We start from the raw sequence: 15,693 nt of genomic DNA on the forward strand, positions 1-15,693 counted from the left end.
AGCATCATTTTTTTTCGGCACCGGATCGATCCCGTCAACGTGAGGCCAGGTGTAATGGCAGGTTCTCCCGCGAAGCGAACGGCCGTTGGGAACCCGCCGATCGCCGTTCCCGACCGTGTCCAAGTGCGCGGCGCGCGCGAGCACAATCTCGCCGACGTCGATGTCGACATACCCCGCGACGCGCTGGTCGTGTTCACCGGCGTCTCGGGGTCGGGGAAATCGTCGCTGGCTTTCGGCACGTTGTTCGCGGAATCCCAGCGCCGATATCTGGAGTCGGTGGCCCCGTACGCGCGCCGGCTCATCGATCAGGTGGGCGTACCCGACGTCGATTCGATCGAGGGGATGCCGCCGGCGGTCGCTCTGCAGCAACACCGCGCGGGCGGTAGTGCCCGCTCCTCCGTCGGCAGCGTGACGACGTTGTCCAGCCTGGTCCGCATGCTGTATTCGCGAGCCGGTAACTACCCCGCGAAGCAAGCGATGCTCTACGCCGAGGACTTCTCACCGAACACCGTTCAAGGTGCCTGTCCCACCTGTCACGGAATCGGCCGGGTGTACGAGGTGCCCGAGAAGCTGATGGTGCCCGATCCGTCGCTGACGATCCGGGACCGGGCGATCGCCTCCTGGCCACCGGCGTGGCACGGTCAGAACCTCCGCGACATCCTGGTCTCGCTCGGCTACGACGTCGACCGGCCGTGGCGAGATCTGGCGAAGAAGGACCGCGACTGGATCCTCTACACCGACGAGCATCCCACGGTGCCGGTGTACGCGGGCTTCACTCCGGCGCAGACGCGGCGCGCGCTGAAACAGCAGATGGAGCCCAGCTACCAGGGCACGTTCACCGGCGCGCGCCGGTATGTCCTCGACACCTTCGCGAACACCAAGAGCGCCTCGGTGAAGAAGCGGGTGTCCCGGTTCATCAGCAGCGCGGTGTGCCCCACCTGCGACGGCAAACTTCTCAAACCGGAAGCCCTGTCGGTGACGTTCGAAGGGCTCGACATCGCCGAATTCTCCGCACTTCCCTTGGGCCGCCTCGCCGAACTGTTGTCGGCGGTACTCGCCGAGAACTGGCACCCGACCGGAACCGGCTCCGACGCCGTCCTCGACGAGACGACCCGCCGAGCGGCGGTCGACAAGCGTGTCGCGGCCGGCGGTTCGGCACACGATGCGGCCCCGGACGTGCGCAGCACGCCGAACATGTCGGTCGAAAAACGCGCTGCCGCACAGCGTTTGGTCTCCGAACTGCTGGAACGGCTGCGGCCGGTCACCGACCTGGGCCTGGGCTATCTGTCTCTGGATCGCAGCACACCGACCCTGTCGTCCGGCGAGTTGCAGCGCGTGCGGCTGGCGACGCAACTGTCCTCGCAGCTCTTCGGTGTCGTGTACGTCCTCGACGAACCGTCGGCAGGGCTGCACCCGCGCGACCGCGACGCCCTGCTGGTCATCCTGGAGGGTCTGAAGCGGCGCGGTAACAGCGTTTTCGTCGTCGAGCATTCACTCGACATCGTTCGCGCCGCCGACTGGCTGATCGATCTCGGGCCCGGCGCCGGAGAGAACGGCGGCCGGATTCTGCACAGCGGACCGCCCGAAGGCTTGGCAAAGGTTGGCGAGTCGGCGACCCGTCGCTACCTGTTCGGTCACGACCGGCCCGCGCCCCGGCCGCTGCGGCGCCCGGAGGAATGGGTGCGACTGAAGAAGGTGCGCCGCAACAATTTACGCGACGTGTCGGTGTCGTTTCCGCTGCAGTGCCTGACCGCTGTCACAGGCGTGTCCGGCTCCGGGAAGTCGAGCCTGGTCAGTCAGGCGCTACCGGCTCTCATCGGTGAGTATCTGGGGCACCCGGTCGGCACGCCCGCCGACGACACCGGAGACGATCTGCTGTTGTCGGACGACTCGCAGGCCGTCGACGGCACGATCGTCGGCGGAGTCGGCGATCTTCGCCGGGTGGTGTGCATCGATCAGAAACCGATCGGGCGCACTCCCCGGTCGAACGTCGCCACCTACACCGGAATGTTCGACCACATCCGCCGCCGTTTCGCCGCCACACCGAAGGCGCGGCGCCGGCGCTACAACGCGGGCCGATTCTCGTTCAACGTCGCCTCCGGGCGGTGCCCCACCTGTGAGGGCGAAGGCTGGGTGATGGTCGAGTTGCTCTTCCTGCCCAGCGTTTACACTCCGTGCCCGGACTGCCACGGCACCCGCTATCAAGCGAGCACACTCGAAATCACTTGGCACGGCCGCAATATCGCCGAGGTTCTCGAGATGAGCGTCGACGAGGCGCGGGCCTTCTTCGAGGGTGACACCGACATCTTCCGCTCACTGACCGTGTTGGACGACGTCGGGCTCGGCTACCTCCGGCTGGGGCAGCCGGCGACCGAACTGTCCGGTGGCGAGGCCCAACGGGTCAAACTCGCCACCGAACTGCAGCGCGCACATCGCGGCGACGCCCTGTACCTCCTCGACGAACCCACCTCGGGATTACATCCGGCCGATACCGACCGGCTGATGCTGCACCTGCAGAAACTGGTGGACGCGGGCAATACCGTCGTGGTCGCCGAACTGGACATGCGTGTGGTGGTCCAGGCCGACCATGTCATCGACCTCGGCCCCGGCGCCGGCAACGAGGGCGGTCGCGTCGTCACCACCGGCACCCCGGCCGAGGCGGCCGCTGATACCCGCAGCGCCACCGCTCCCTACCTCGCCGCTGCGCTGCGATGACACCACGTCGGGACCGCGGGCGAGCCGATCAGCTCCACTGCCTCGCCTGCCGACCGAACGGCTGTTCCTCGGAGCGTGACTCCGGTCGTGGCCGAACCAGGTGAAAGTCACTGTCTGCGTTCGGATTCCTGTCGGTGGCTCCCGGTAACGTCCGACATGTGACTAAACCCCGCACCGGAACAGATCCTTCGGCGCCGTCTTCGGCCTTGTCGCCGCAATCCGGCCATCCGGTGCTGATCACGGGCGCATCGGGCAGAATCGGCTCGGGCGTGGTGGCCGCGTTGCTCGCGGCGGGTGCACCCGTTCGCGCGGCCTACCGGGATCCCGCACGCACCGCCGCGATGAGGGAATCCGGCCACGACGCGGTCACCGTCGACTACACGCGGCCTGCCACCCTGCCCGCCGCGATGGCGGGCGTCGGCACCCTCTTCCTGGTCACCGCCACTACCGCGACGCAGACTCGGGACGAACTCGCCCTGGTCGAGGAGGCGTACAGAGCCGGCGTCGAACGGGTCGTCAAGGTGTCTTTGTGGCGGGCCGACGAACGCCTCACTCCCCTCGCCGACCTGCATCGGCCGGTGGAGGAGGCCATCGAACGCTCCGGATTGCGGTGGACCTTCTTGCGGCCGAACTTCTTCATGCAGAACTTCGCGCAGATGGCGGCGTCGATCGCCGAGCACGGAGTGATCGCACGCCCGGAAGGTTCGGCGCCCATCAGCTACGTCGACGCCCGTGACGTTGCCGGTGTCGCCGCACATGTCCTCACCACCGGCGGCCACGACGGCCGGATCTATGCCCTCACCGGTCCCCGCGCTCTCACCTACGACGAGGTGGCCGACGTCTTCTCGGATGTTCTGCGCAAGGCCGTGCGCTACCACGCACAGACCGCGACGGAAGCACGTGACGGCCTGCTCGCCGCCGGCGTTCCGGCATTCATGGCAGAAGCCTTGGTCCGGGTGAGCACCGTCTACGGCGACGGCGGAGCCGATTCGGTGCTGTCGACCGTCACCGACCTGACCGGTGACGCGCCGAGAACCTTCGAGCAGTTCGTTCGCGACCATCGCCGGCTCTTCGGATAACTGCTCGCCAGCGAATCTCGAAACATACGGCGGCACAATAGGTTCGACCCCGCCGGCCACTTCGGGCGCCGCACATTTCAGACGACAACCCGGTATTCGTGATCGCGATGCGGGGTGCCGGGAGCGGGGCGGCCGAGCATGGTGGCGGCAGCGGCGCACCAGTACTCGAGCAGTATCGGGTCGCCGTGGCCGCGGCGAATCGGGGCGCTGAAGGCCAGGCCGCGGGCGACCTCGACCGTCAGCATCGACACCTTGGGATAGTCGGGATGGGCGGCCAATTCCGCGCCGAACAATTCGGCCAGTTGCTCACGCAGCCGGCCGCCGATGCGCTCCACGACCGGAACCAGGGTCTCGTGCAGCGTGGGATTGGTGCGGGCCGCCGCCCACAACTCCATCTCGGCCAGAAAATCCGGTCCCGAGAACAGTTCTCGCACCGCGACGATGGCGGCGGTCAAGCGATCCCCGGGCGGTTCGGCGCGAAACTTCGCGATCATCTCCTCGGCCCGCGCGGCGCGCCGGGCGACGAGTTCCTCGACCGTCGCGGCCAGCAGATCCTCCCGGGTCCGGAACTGGTGCAGCATCGATCCGCGAGACAGCCCGCTGGTCTCCTGCACGGCACGGGTGGTCAGGGCGGTGTATCCGCCGGTCGTCAGCAGCGTGATCGCCGCGTCGATCACCGCCGCGCGAGCGCGTTCTCCTCGTGTTCGGTCCGGCACGGTCGCTTCCTATCGAATTCGGGGCATTGACAGGTGTGAACTGAATCACCCATCATGCTACTAGTCCAAGTGGACTAGTTCTGTCGAACGGGCTACTTCCGTCAACGTGACGAGACCCGGGAAGCGAAAGGGCGATCAGTTGGCCACCAGCACCGAGGCGCATATGCACATCAGCCGAACCGGCACCGGCACACCGGAATTGCTCCGAGACTTCGTCACCGGATGGGCGGCCGAACGGCCCGAAGGGATCGCGATCGACTACAGCGACCAGCGCTGGACCTGGGCACAGTGGAACGACCGCATCGACCGCGCCGCCCGCAGTCTGGCCGCCGCCGGAATCGGCCGTGGTGAGCGCATCGGTTTCCTGGACAAGAACCATCCGGCCGGGCTCGAGTTGCTGTTCGCGGCGGCCACACTGGGCGCCGGGCTCGCCATCTTCAACTGGCGCCTGGCGGGCGACGAACTGGCGTACGTCCTCGACGACAGCGAGGCACGAATTCTGTTCTCGGGCAGCGAATTCCGCACGACTGCCGAGCAGGCACGTGGCGCGGCGCACCGGCTGGAACGCATCATCACCATCGACGACGAGTACGAGGACTTCCTCGCCGCCGCGACCGGTGATGCCGAACTCGGCACGGCGGCAACGGAATCGGATGTCGCGCTGGTGATCTACAGTTCCGGCACCACCGGCCGGCCCAAAGGCGTCCTGCTGAGCCAGCGCGCACTCGTCGCCCATACCGTCTGCGTCGGAACCAAGTTCCCGTTCACCGACGGCGACCGGAATCTGGTCGCGATGCCGATGTTCCACGTCGGCGGTGTCTGCTACGCACTGTTCGGCATCCGCGCGGGCGTACACAGCATCATGACGCGCGAACCCACGCCCGCCGCGCTGATCACCGCACTGCAGGCCGGGGCGACGCACACGTTCTTCGTGCCGCCGGTGATCGCCGGATTCCTCGCCGCTGGCGATGCGGCCGTCGACGCGTTGTCGCAGCTGCGCTACCTCGGCTACGGCGCCGCGCCCATGCCGCTCCCCCTCCTGCGCCGAGCCCTCGACGCCCTCCCCGATGTGCGCTTCGTCCAGGTCTACGGACAAACCGAGGTGTCCGGCGTGGCCACCACGCTGGACCCCGGCGACCATCGCGGGCCGAATGCGGACCGGCGGCTGCTGTCGGCAGGACGGCCGGTACCCGGCGTCACTGTCCGCATCGCCGACATCACTACCGGCGCCGAGGTTCCCGTCGGCGAGGAGGGTGAAATCTGGTTGCACACCGACCAGCGCATGACCGGATATCTGAACCGCCCCGACGCCACCGCGGAGACGATCGTGGACGGCTGGATCCGCACCGGCGATATCGGCCGGGTCGACGCCGACGGCTACCTCTACGTGGAGGACCGGCTCAAGGACATGATCATCACCGGCGGCGAGAACGTGTACGGACCCGAGGTCGAGCGGGTCCTGCTGGCACATCCCTCCGTCACCGACGCGGCGATCATCGGGGTACCCGACGAGGTCTGGGGCGAATCGGTGCTCGCGATCCTCGTCTCCGACGGCGACGCCGACGATATCCAGCGGTTCTGCCGCGAACATCTGGCCGGATACAAATGCCCCAAGCAATTCCGTTTCGTCGACGCGCTGCCTCGCAATGCCAGCGGCAAAATCCTCAAACGCGAACTGCGAGCGCCCTACTGGGCCGATCACGATCGAAAGATCTGAGGCCCTGAGCTCTCGCCGCGTCTCACCCGGCGCGGTTGCGGCGCCAGAGGGCACCGCTCAGCACGGTGGCGAAGCCGCACCACGCCGGATAGGCGGCCAGCAGGAGGCCGACGCGGTCCACCTCGGCCGTGCGGCGGGTGAGATCGGCACTGCTCAGCGTCAGGGCGGCCGCCACGGCCGTGGCCGCGCCGAGACGGTGTGCGCGGAAGAACACCCAGCTCCAGCTCGCATTGAGGGTCAGGTTGAGCAGCAGGGCGGTGCGGAGGCGTCGCTGCTGGGCCGGATCGGCGCGGGTGAGCGCTCGGGCCGTCGTGGCGGCGATATCGACGTAGAGGGTTGTCCACGCGACCGGGAAGACCGCGGGCGGCGGCTGGAAGGGCGGCTTCTCCAGGCGCTGATACCACTGCGAGCCGGTCGTGGTCGCCGCCGCGCCGGCCGTCGCGGCGGCGGCGGTGGCCGGGAACGTCCACCACGATTGTTTCCACCGGCTCGAATCCGTACGCCGCGTGCGCGTTCCGATCACGGGAGACTCCTTTCGTCGCGGGTGCCGGGTGCTGCGGGCCGGGCAGCGATCGGCCGGCAAGGCCTGGAGAACTGTCACGCGAGGGCTCCGCGCCCACGGCGAGCCGGCAGCGCGGTCGGTCCTGTGCTCGGCCTACCCATACTTCGCTGCCGATAACGGAAAACCGGCGTTGACGGAAGATTCGCCCATATATCGGGTACCGATTCGACACGAGCCGAATCGCGCCACCGGAGCGCGCCGATTCTTCTCTCGGCGATCGGACCTTTCGAGGTGAAACCGCACCTATCCGGCATTCCCGCGCTGGACGACCGAAAAGCAAGTGGGCCAACGTCTTATCCCTTAGGGTTTGCCCGACGCTAGCGCACTTCTCGCAGGTTCTTTCAACATCCCTCACAGCACGGAGATGATTGATGATCTTGTCGGTTGTAGTTCCCGCTCTCAACGAAGCCCCTGTCATCGAGGAAACGCTGTCGCGACTCGTCGCCCAGGACGCGGTCGACGAAGTGATCGTCGTGGACAACGGCAGCGACGACGGCACCCCGCACATCGTCGAACAATTCGCCGCCACCCACCCGAAGGTGCACCTGATCCACGAACCGGCCCGCGGCATACCGGCGGCTCGCAACGCCGGATTCGACAAGGCGCGCGGCGATGTCATCGCCCGCACCGACGCCGACACGCTCGTCGCCGACGACTGGGCGGCCACCATTCGCGACCACCTCGCCGCCCATCCGGATACCGCGGCGCTGACCGGCCTGTGCACCTACCACGACTCCCCGATCGGCTTCTTCCTCGAATTCGGGCAGCGACTGCTGCTGCGGCTGGGCAAGGTCGGCGGGCAGGTGGCGAACATGTACGGACCGAACATGGCCCTGCGGCGTACGGCGTGGCTCCGGATCCGGCCCGATGTGCAGACCCGCGCGGATATCGCCGAGGATCTCGACCTGGCGCTGTGCCTGATGACGCACGGTCTGCGCATCCACCAGCTGCCCACCATGCGTGCCCGGACATCGTCGCGCCGACGGCGCACCACTCCGCACCACCACTGGAAGTTCCACCACATCGGGGTTCGCACCCTCGAACACCACGGCCTGCGCGTCCCACTGCGGCATCGCCTCATCATCGTGGGCGCCTGCATCTCTCACACCCTGCAGTGGCCGATCTACCGCTTCTGGGATTTCCACGCCCGCCGGTTCACTCTGCGTCCGGGCGCCGCGCGCATCTCCGCCACGGGAGCCACCGACTGATCCGGGCCGGGTGTCGCGTTACACCAGGCCGATCGCCAGAACGATCACGGCGAGCAGCGGCGGCACGAGTTGTTTGAGGGCCGCACTCGCCTTGTCGGGGCTGGACAGAAGCAGGACCAGGCCGGCGGCGGTCATCGAACCGGCGCCGGTGAACACCAGGGTGGCGCCGATCGTCTTCTCGCCCACCGCGAAGAAGACGGTGCCGGCGATCACGCAGACGGCCAGGAACAGGTTGTAGAAGCCCTGATTGAACGCCAGCATTCTGGTCGTCTCCGCCTCGGCCGCCGAGGAGACTCCGAAGATGGCTCGTGTCTTCGGACTCGTCCACGCCACCGATTCGAGATAGAAGATGTAGATGTGAATCACGGCCGCGAGGCACGCGAGGATGAGACCTGCTGTCGTCACCGAACACCTCCGTGAACGTCGTCGCGCGATATAACCACGCGGCGGACGGAACGTGTCGGCGACACGTCGGAATGTTGCGGTGGACACCCCCGGGCCCGACCTGCGAATGCGCCGCAACGCCGACCTCGACGTGCCCTCACCTGACGAACACCGCTCAGCGCATGCGATTTCGCGCACCGGACGACGGGTGCCGCGGCGGCGCCGTAGCGGGAGCCCGGTGCGCCCGGCCGACGCGTGTCCCGGCGAGTCGCAGCGGCCGTTACACTCGGTGACCTTGCGAGGTTGAGACCACAGCCGCGCGCGGCACCGCGAACTACGCCGAGTATCGCGGTGTTCGTCATGCGCGAATGTGCCTGCACATATCCGCTGCGCCGTCACGATTCATACTCGTAGGGGCGGACCCGGATGCCGCGAGTGTAGGGAAGGGTGAACACGTGGGATACGAAGGCCACAGCGGCTGCACCGCCGAGGTGATCTCGGTCGGCGGCCTCTGGGTGGTGGTCGCCGCCGGTGAGGTCGATTCGCATACCGCGCCGCGGCTGGACACCGCCGTTCAGGAGGCCGTGACTCGTCAACCGGAACAGCTGATCGTCGATCTGTCCGCGGTCGAGTTCTTCGACTCCTCCGGGATGAATGTGCTGGTACGCGCGCTGCGACAGGCGGGCCGGGTGCTGGTGGTGGCGCCGCGGCCGGTGCGGCGCGTCGTGGAGGTCACCGGCCTGTCGACGGTATTCGCACTCTTCGACGACGTCGATGCCGCCGTCGCGAGCGCTGTCTCCCACACGAACGGCTGATATCCCATGCGTCACCCCGAAGGTATGCGTCACCCCGAAAGCCCACGTCGTCCCGAAGGCGCAGCTCGCAAGGCCGCGACCGCCGGCGGACAGCGGTCGCTCGAGGACCTGCACATCGAATTCCGGGCCCGGTCCGAGGAACTGCAGCGGGTGCGGGCCCTGCTGCGCGCCTGGCTCGCGGGGACGAGCCTCGGACCGGATCGCGCCTACGACCTTCTGCTGGCCGTCAACGAGGCCTGTTCGAATTCGGTCGAGCACGGGCATCGCGGTGACGGCCGGACCGTCGTGCTGCACGCGTCGGCCGCCCATTCGATCCGCATCGCCGTCTCCGACAGCGGGACCTGGCGCGCGCCGCGGGCGGACGAGGAAATCGATCGCGGTCGCGGCCTGCCGATGATGAACGCCCTCATGCCCGGCACCCGCGTCGTCTCGGGCGCCGACGGGACGACGGTGGAATTCGTGGTCTCGCCCGCCGCCGAATCCCGTTCGGACTCCGACACCGGGCAATGGCCCCGGCGCAGCTCCGCGGACCAGCCGTGACATCGGTTTCGGCTGCGGCGCAGCGGGTTTCACTCGCCCGATCGGATGTGAGGAGCTCGCCGTGCCCGAATCTGTGGTGAGTGACGTCGACCGATGGTCGGCGGTACCGCATCCGGCCGTGGTGGTCGATGGCGCGGGCACGGTGGTCGCGCTGACCGGGCAAGCGGCCGCCCTGTTTCCCGACGCGGTCGTGGGCGAACCGCTGCACCGTGCCGTGCCGCCCTGGTTGTCCACCGCACACGAGGAGACGGCCGCCTCGGGCATCGCGCCGTCGCCCGCCTCGGTGTCCGGGCGCGTGGGCGGGTGCGAACTGCACGCGGTCGCCTCCCCCGGCGCCGACGGGACTGTCGTCTGGTGGCTGCTCGGCGACACCGCGCGCTCGCTGCAGGAGAGCCGCTCGGAACTGGAGCAGGAACGCGAACGCACCGCATTCCTGTCGCAGGCCTCCGAGCGGCTGCTGGCCTCGCTGAACGTGGACCGATGCCTGGAGACGACCGTCCGGCTGGCCGCCCGCCACCTCGCCGACGGCGCGGTGGTCGTCACTCCCCCGGCCGGGCGGGCGCTGTCGGTCGTCTCCTGTGACGAGCACGGTGTGGTGCGGGTGAACGTCGTCGAGGAGGACCCCGACGCGGTGGCCGGGCTGAGCGAGGCGCTGCGCGGCTTCCCGCCCATTCCCTCGCAGTGGCTGGACCCCGCGGCGGTGCCGGTGTGGTTGCTGCCGCCCGGTTTCGAGCGCCGCACGGGCTCGGTGATCGTGACTCCGCTTCCCGGCCACGGGGTTTCGGCGGGTGCGCTGGTCCTGTTGCGGCGTTCCGGCGAGCGGACCTTCGACGAGCGCGACGAGATCTTCGCCCAGTTGTTCGCCGGTCGCGCCGGAATCGCGTTGTCGGCGGCACGGCTGTATGCCGAGCAGACCAGCATCACCGCGATCCTGATGCGCGAGCTGCTGCCACCGCAACTGCACCGCGTCCACGGCATCGAACTGGCCGGCGCCTACCGGGCTTCGGAGAATCACGAAATCATCGGCGGCGACTTCTACGACGTACATCGCGCGGCGGCACCGGACGGGGAAACCCTCGTCGTCCTCGGCGACGTCTGCGGGAAGGGTCTCGAGGCCGCCGTCCTGACCGGCAAGATCCGCAACACGGTGCACGCACTGGTGCCGATGGCCGACGATCACCAGCGCATGCTCACCCTGCTGAACAATGCGCTGATGTCCTCGCGGCACGACCGGTTCGCCACGCTGGTGCTGGCATCGGCGGTGCATCGGGAAGGACGGGTGCAGCTGCGGCTGACCTCCGCCGGGCATCCGCCGCCGTTGATCGTCCGGGCCGACGGGAGCGTCGACATGGCCGAGACGCGGGGACAGTTGGTCGGCGCGCTGCCCGAGATCAGCGCCACGACGTTCCGGACCTCGCTCGCGCCTGGGGAAACCTGCCTGCTCTACACCGACGGTGTGACCGAGGCTCGCGGCGGACCGCTGGGCCGGCGCATGTTCGGTGAGGAGCGTCTGACCGCCGCGCTGGCACAGTGCGCGAATATGCCCGCGGAGGCGGTGGTCGAGCGTACTCACATGCTCACCACCCAGTGGGTCGGCCGCAACGAGCACGACGACATCGCGGTCGTCGCGATCACCGCGGCGCGAACCTCGGATACCGTCCTCCGCTGACCGCTACCGTCAAGGAGCCGCCGTTCATGTCCGAGCCGCATCGCCGAAACTCCCGGGACGCGCCGGATTTTCGCGAGCAATTGTGGACGGCGGTCACCGGCCGCGACGAACGGGCGGCGATCGGCATCGTGCTCGCGGCGGTGGATTCGGGGCTCGAACCGGAAGCGGTTCTGCTCGACGTCATCGCCGCGGTCCAGCGCCGGGTGGGTGCGGAATGGGCCGCCAACACCCTCAGTGTCGCCGACGAGCACACCGCCACCGCGATCAACGACCGGGCCGTGACGGCGCTGGCACTGCATGCGGCCGCCTCGCACCCCGCCTCTGCCGGGCGGGTCACCGTCGCATGCGTGGACGGCGAATGGCACGCCCTTCCCGCGCGGCTGGTGACCGAAGTGCTGCGGCTGCGCGGCTGGCAGGTCGATTTCCTGGGTGCCCAGGTGCCCACCCGCCACCTGATCGCGCACCTGCACAACACCGGCCCCGACGCCGTGTTGCTGTCGTCGTCGCTGCCGACCCGCCTGCCGTCGGCGCACGGCACCATCACCGCATGCCAGGCGGCCGGAGTGCCGGTGCTCGTCGGCGGGGCGGCATTCGGGCCGGACGGCCGCTACGCGAACCTGCTCGGTGCGGACGCCTGGGCGCCGGACGCCGCTACCGCGGCCGAGTTGCTCGCCCGGGGGCTGCGGCGGGAGCAGCAGCCGGACCGACCGCACCGGACGCTGCCGCATCTGACCGATCAGGAATTCACCATGATCGCCCGCAGCACACCGCAGTTGCTGGCGACCACCATGGCGGAGCTGGAGCATCGCTTCCCCGCGATGCGGGAGTACTCCGAATCCCAGCTGGAACGCACCGCCGAAGATATTGCGCAGATTCTCGAATTCCTCGCCACCGCACTGTATCTGGACGACGACGAGTTGTTCACCACGTTCGTCACGTGGACCGCGGGTGTGCTCAGCGCGCGTGCGGTCCCCGCGCAATCGCTGTTTCCCGTGCTCGACCTGCTGAGCGGGCAGCTGCAGGACTTCCCGCGGGCGCGACGGATTCTCACCGCCGCCACCGACGCCCTCACCGACACCGCGCGAATCGCCTGACCATCGACGCCGGCCGACGACCGCGCGGCGCGCCCGAATCCTCGCCGCCTTCCGGCCGCGGAGTCCGGTTACTCCAGTTCGGCGAGGGATTCGTCGAGTCCGGTCAGCAGCCGCTGCAGATGCGGAACACTGCGGCGACAGCCGACGATGCCGAAATGCATGGCGCCACCGGAACTGATCGTCGTGATGTTGACCGCTTGGCCGTCGAGGGGAATCGAGGCCGGATAGGCGGCTTCCAGGCGCAGGCCGTTCCAGTAGCGGGGTTCGGTGGCGCCGGGGACGTTGGAGATGACGATGTTGAACGGCGGCGCGGCGGCCGGCAACCGGACCGGTAGCGCCGCCGAAGCCAGCCCCGCCACATTCACCGCCGACAGCCCCAGGATCTGTAATGGCGTCAGCCGCGACATGGTGTTCTTGGTCCGCGCCATCGACGAGTGGATGCGCGCGAGTCGCTCGGCCGGATCCGGTTCGTCGGTGGCCAGATCACACAGCGCCGCACCCACCGAATTGCCCTCTCCCACAGCGGTTTCGGAGGTGCCGCGCAGCGAGACCGGCACCATCGCGATCAACGGCTCGTCCGGCAGCGCCTGTTCGGCGAGCAGATACCGGCGCAGCGCGCCCGCGCACATCGCCAGCACCACGTCGTTCACGGTCGCCCCCGTGCGCGCGCCGACCGCGCGCAACCGCGGCAACGGCCACGACTGCGCGGCGAATCGCCGGGCACCGGTGATGGCGACATTGAACATCGTGCGCGGGGCCCGGAACGGGCGCGGTTCGGGATAGTCCCGCGCGATCTCGTAAGCGCCGGAAAGCAATTCGGGGACGGCGGTGCCGATCCGCCCGGCCATGCGCACCGCCTCGGCCGAGCGGCGCAACAACGTAGTCGGGCCGGCGTCCGGACGACGGCGGGGCGAGCGCCACGGCGGCACGCAGTCGCGGGCATCGGGGTCGGCCGAGAGGACCCGCTGCCAGGTACGCACTGCCGAGACACCGTCCATCAGCGCGTGATGCGTCTTGGTGTAGAGAGCCATTCGGCCGTCGGCGAGACCGTCGATGACGTAGACCTCCCACAGCGGGCGATGCCGGTCCAGCAGCGATCCGTGCAGCATCGACACCAGTTCCAGTAGTTCACGCACCCGTCCGGGCGTGGGCAGCGAAAGCAACCGCACGTGATAGTCGATATCGACGTCGTCGTCGAGATCCCACTGGAGCGCGGAGAAACTCGCCAGCGACCGGGCGGGGCGGCGCCGGAACAAGGACGTGAGTTGGTTAGTGCCCGAGACCAATTCCTCGTGCAATTGCCGCGCCGATCGCGGCTCGGTGCCCGAGGGACGGAACAGGGAGAGCCCGCCGACGTGCATGGGATGTTCGCGGGATTCCAGCAGCAGGAATGCCGAGTCCAGGGGTGACATCAACGCCATCGCGGTACCTCATCACGGTCGTTTCCGATCGGGCCGGGTGGCCACACCTTCCGGTGATCATCGCGGACGCGGTCGGATCAGGTGCGTGATCCGGAGTCTCACCGTGCCCGGGCGGCTCAGGCGTCGGTAATTGCCGGGAACGATCGAATCAAACATATTGACAATGTGAGAGGAGTCACTTCATTCTCTCATTAGGACACAGTGTCCGAACATAGTGACCCGGAAGGCGGCGCCGATGCCTACCGACGAAACTGCCGACTCCTCGCCGACCGATTCGGGTACCGCCGCGACCGTCCGAGACCTTCCGGTACGCGATCGAGGGCTTGACGAAAACGATTGCCCGGAAGGCGAATTCGCGGACGTAGTGGTTGTCGGAGCGCGCTGCGCGGGTTCGGCCGCGGCGATCGCCTTCGCCCGTGCGGGGCGGCGCGTCGTCGTCGTGGACGCGGCCCGATTTCCCTCCGACACGCTCTCGACCCATCTGCTCTGGCCCGCCGGCATCGCCGAGGTGGCGGCGCTGGGCGCGCTGGAGAAGGTGCTGGCGCTCGGCGCGCCACAACTGCGGGTCGCCTACGCCGGCGGCGCGGGCCAGGTGGTGCGGGCGCCGTTCACCGCCGTGAACGGCATCGACTACGCGATGTGCGTGCGGCGCACCGGATTCGACGCCGCTCTGGTCGCCACCGCCCGCGCGGCCGGCGCCACGATCCACGAATCGATGCGGGTCACCGAACTGATCCGCGACGGCGGCCGGGTCGCCGGCGTGCGCGCGGTCGATCGCACGGGGACCACCCACGAGATCCGGGCGCGCCTGGTGGTCGGCGCGGACGGGCGGCGCTCCACCGTCGCGCGGCTGACCGGAGCGCTGGACCCATACCGCAGCAAACCCAGTGGGCGGGCGTGCTACTTCGCCTACTGGCACGACAACCGCCCGGAATGGCGGTCGACGGCGGCGCAGTGGCGGGCGGGGCAGCTGCTGGGAACCGCCTTCCCGTGCGAGGACGGCGCGGTGCTGTCACTGATCCAGCCGCCGGTTACGCACGGGCCGCGCACCGCCGGGCAGACCGAGCAGCGTTACCGGGACATGGTGGCCGCGATCCCGGAACTCGCTGCGCGACTGGCCGATTGCGAACCGCTCGGGCGGGTGCGCTCGGCCACCGACATCGTCTCCTACTTCCGCCGCTCCAGCGGTCCCGGCTGGGCGCTGCCCGGCGACGCCGGCCACTTCAAGGATCCGGTCACCGCGCAAGGCATGCGCGATGCGATGCGCTACGGGCGGCTGCTCGGCGAATACGCGGCCCCGGTACTCGACGACGCGGCCGCGCTGGACCGGGCACTGACCCGATGGGAGCACCAGCGCGAACAGGACTGCCTGCCCATGTACCAGTGGACCAACCGGCTCGCCCGCGGCACCGAGATGACACCGCTCGAAGTGCAGCTGTACCGCGCCGGCGCGGCCGACCCGCACCTGGCCGGCCTCGCGCTGGATGTGATGACCCGGGCGCGAACCCCCGACGAACTGCTGACCCCGGCGCGGGCGGCGAAGTTCGCGATACAGGCATTGGCGCACGCGCCGGCGGCCGCGGTGGTGGACACCGTGATTCGCGAGGTGTGCGACAACGCGCAGGACTGGCGGGAACGTCAGGCGGCGCGGTGGGGTTCGGCGTGGTCGCGGTGGCCCGCGGCGGCGCCGAAGTGAGGGACGGGCCGGCCGGCGGGCCCTCGATACTGCCGGACCTCGGTGAAAAGGCTTCGCAGGCGCAGATATTCGGGCTT

At 68.8% G+C, this 15,693-nt stretch carries 13 protein-coding genes; 9 read left to right on the top strand and 4 right to left on the bottom strand.

The features are described 5' to 3' along the window. The first annotated feature begins 54 nt into the window (after positions 1 to 54). Both IG65_RS0122830 and IG65_RS0122835 read left to right on the top strand, forming a co-directional pair. Positions 55 to 2,715 carry an excinuclease ABC subunit UvrA gene (locus tag IG65_RS0122830; RefSeq protein WP_197039889.1) on the top strand — a complete coding sequence of 887 codons (2,661 nt, stop codon included), beginning with the start codon at positions 55 to 57 and terminating at the stop codon, positions 2,713 to 2,715. Positions 2,716 to 2,873: 158 nt separating this feature from the next. Further along, the gene (locus IG65_RS0122835; protein ID WP_197039890.1) at positions 2,874 to 3,794 is read left to right on the top strand and encodes an SDR family oxidoreductase; all 921 of its coding nucleotides are present in this window, start codon (positions 2,874 to 2,876) and stop codon (positions 3,792 to 3,794) included. A 77-nt stretch (positions 3,795 to 3,871) separates the two neighbouring features. Here IG65_RS0122835 and IG65_RS0122840 read toward each other — a convergent pair whose 3' ends face one another. Next, positions 3,872 to 4,510 (bottom strand): TetR/AcrR family transcriptional regulator, encoded by a 639-nt coding sequence (locus tag IG65_RS0122840; RefSeq protein ID WP_081879681.1) that lies wholly within the window; start codon positions 4,508 to 4,510, stop codon positions 3,872 to 3,874. Positions 4,511 to 4,673: 163 nt separating this feature from the next. Between IG65_RS0122840 and IG65_RS0122845 the strand changes: the two genes are divergently transcribed. Beyond that, positions 4,674 to 6,227, top strand: a complete 1,554-nt coding sequence (locus IG65_RS0122845; protein WP_051756715.1) for an AMP-binding protein — start codon at positions 4,674 to 4,676, stop codon at positions 6,225 to 6,227. Positions 6,228 to 6,249: 22 nt separating this feature from the next. Here the strand turns inward: IG65_RS0122845 and IG65_RS0122850 are convergent, their stop codons facing one another. Continuing rightward, positions 6,250 to 6,750 (bottom strand): TspO/MBR family protein, encoded by a 501-nt coding sequence (locus IG65_RS0122850; protein ID WP_051756677.1) that lies wholly within the window; start codon positions 6,748 to 6,750, stop codon positions 6,250 to 6,252. 410 nt (positions 6,751 to 7,160) lie between these two features. Here IG65_RS0122850 and IG65_RS0122855 point away from each other — a divergent pair, with 410 nt between their 5' ends. After that, the gene (locus IG65_RS0122855) at positions 7,161 to 7,997 is read left to right on the top strand and encodes a glycosyltransferase family 2 protein (RefSeq protein WP_030516997.1); all 837 of its coding nucleotides are present in this window, start codon (positions 7,161 to 7,163) and stop codon (positions 7,995 to 7,997) included. 18 nt (positions 7,998 to 8,015) lie between these two features. Here the strand turns inward: IG65_RS0122855 and IG65_RS0122860 are convergent, their stop codons facing one another. Continuing rightward, complete coding sequence (locus tag IG65_RS0122860) at positions 8,016 to 8,402, bottom strand: DUF1304 domain-containing protein (protein WP_030516998.1); 387 nt, start codon at positions 8,400 to 8,402, stop codon at positions 8,016 to 8,018. Between the two features lie 434 nt (positions 8,403 to 8,836). Here IG65_RS0122860 and IG65_RS0122865 point away from each other — a divergent pair, with 434 nt between their 5' ends. The 4 genes from IG65_RS0122865 to IG65_RS0122880 all read left to right on the top strand — a co-directional run bounded on the left by IG65_RS0122865 (position 8,837) and on the right by IG65_RS0122880 (position 12,499). Next, positions 8,837 to 9,196, top strand: a complete 360-nt coding sequence (locus IG65_RS0122865; RefSeq protein ID WP_030516999.1) for an STAS domain-containing protein — start codon at positions 8,837 to 8,839, stop codon at positions 9,194 to 9,196. A gap of 24 nt (positions 9,197 to 9,220) precedes the next feature. Further along, a complete protein-coding gene (locus IG65_RS0122870) occupies positions 9,221 to 9,736 on the top strand; it encodes an ATP-binding protein (RefSeq protein WP_030517000.1) in 516 nt (171 codons plus the stop codon). Positions 9,737 to 9,797: 61 nt separating this feature from the next. Next, on the top strand, positions 9,798 to 11,405 hold the full coding sequence (locus tag IG65_RS0122875; protein ID WP_030517001.1) for a PP2C family protein-serine/threonine phosphatase: 1,608 nt from the start codon (positions 9,798 to 9,800) through the stop codon (positions 11,403 to 11,405). A 26-nt stretch (positions 11,406 to 11,431) separates the two neighbouring features. Next, a complete protein-coding gene (locus tag IG65_RS0122880) occupies positions 11,432 to 12,499 on the top strand; it encodes a B12-binding domain-containing protein (RefSeq protein WP_030517002.1) in 1,068 nt (355 codons plus the stop codon). A 68-nt stretch (positions 12,500 to 12,567) separates the two neighbouring features. Here IG65_RS0122880 and IG65_RS0122885 read toward each other — a convergent pair whose 3' ends face one another. Beyond that, entirely contained in the window at positions 12,568 to 13,920 is a 1,353-nt protein-coding gene (locus IG65_RS0122885) for a wax ester/triacylglycerol synthase family O-acyltransferase (protein WP_030517003.1), read from the bottom strand. A gap of 235 nt (positions 13,921 to 14,155) precedes the next feature. Here IG65_RS0122885 and IG65_RS35005 point away from each other — a divergent pair, with 235 nt between their 5' ends. Further along, positions 14,156 to 15,616, top strand: coding sequence for an NAD(P)/FAD-dependent oxidoreductase (locus tag IG65_RS35005; RefSeq protein ID WP_081879684.1), 1,461 nt, complete (start codon positions 14,156 to 14,158; stop codon positions 15,614 to 15,616). Positions 15,617 to 15,693: the final 77 nt, after the last annotated feature.

This window comes from Nocardia sp. NRRL WC-3656 (genome assembly GCF_000720265.1).
Taxonomy (GTDB): domain Bacteria; phylum Actinomycetota; class Actinomycetes; order Mycobacteriales; family Mycobacteriaceae; genus Nocardia; species Nocardia nova.

Coding starts and splice junctions, on each gene's coding strand:
- IG65_RS0122830 (WP_197039889.1), top strand. CDS start 55: ATGGCAGGTTCTCCCGCGAAGCGAACGGCCGTTGGGAACCCGCCGATC.
- IG65_RS0122845 (WP_051756715.1), top strand. CDS start 4,674: ATGCACATCAGCCGAACCGGCACCGGCACACCGGAATTGCTCCGAGAC.
- IG65_RS0122855 (WP_030516997.1), top strand. CDS start 7,161: ATGATCTTGTCGGTTGTAGTTCCCGCTCTCAACGAAGCCCCTGTCATC.
- IG65_RS0122870 (WP_030517000.1), top strand. CDS start 9,221: ATGCGTCACCCCGAAAGCCCACGTCGTCCCGAAGGCGCAGCTCGCAAG.
- IG65_RS0122880 (WP_030517002.1), top strand. CDS start 11,432: ATGTCCGAGCCGCATCGCCGAAACTCCCGGGACGCGCCGGATTTTCGC.
- IG65_RS0122885 (WP_030517003.1), bottom strand. CDS start 13,920: ATGGCGTTGATGTCACCCCTGGACTCGGCATTCCTGCTGCTGGAATCC.
- IG65_RS35005 (WP_081879684.1), top strand. CDS start 14,156: ATGCCTACCGACGAAACTGCCGACTCCTCGCCGACCGATTCGGGTACC.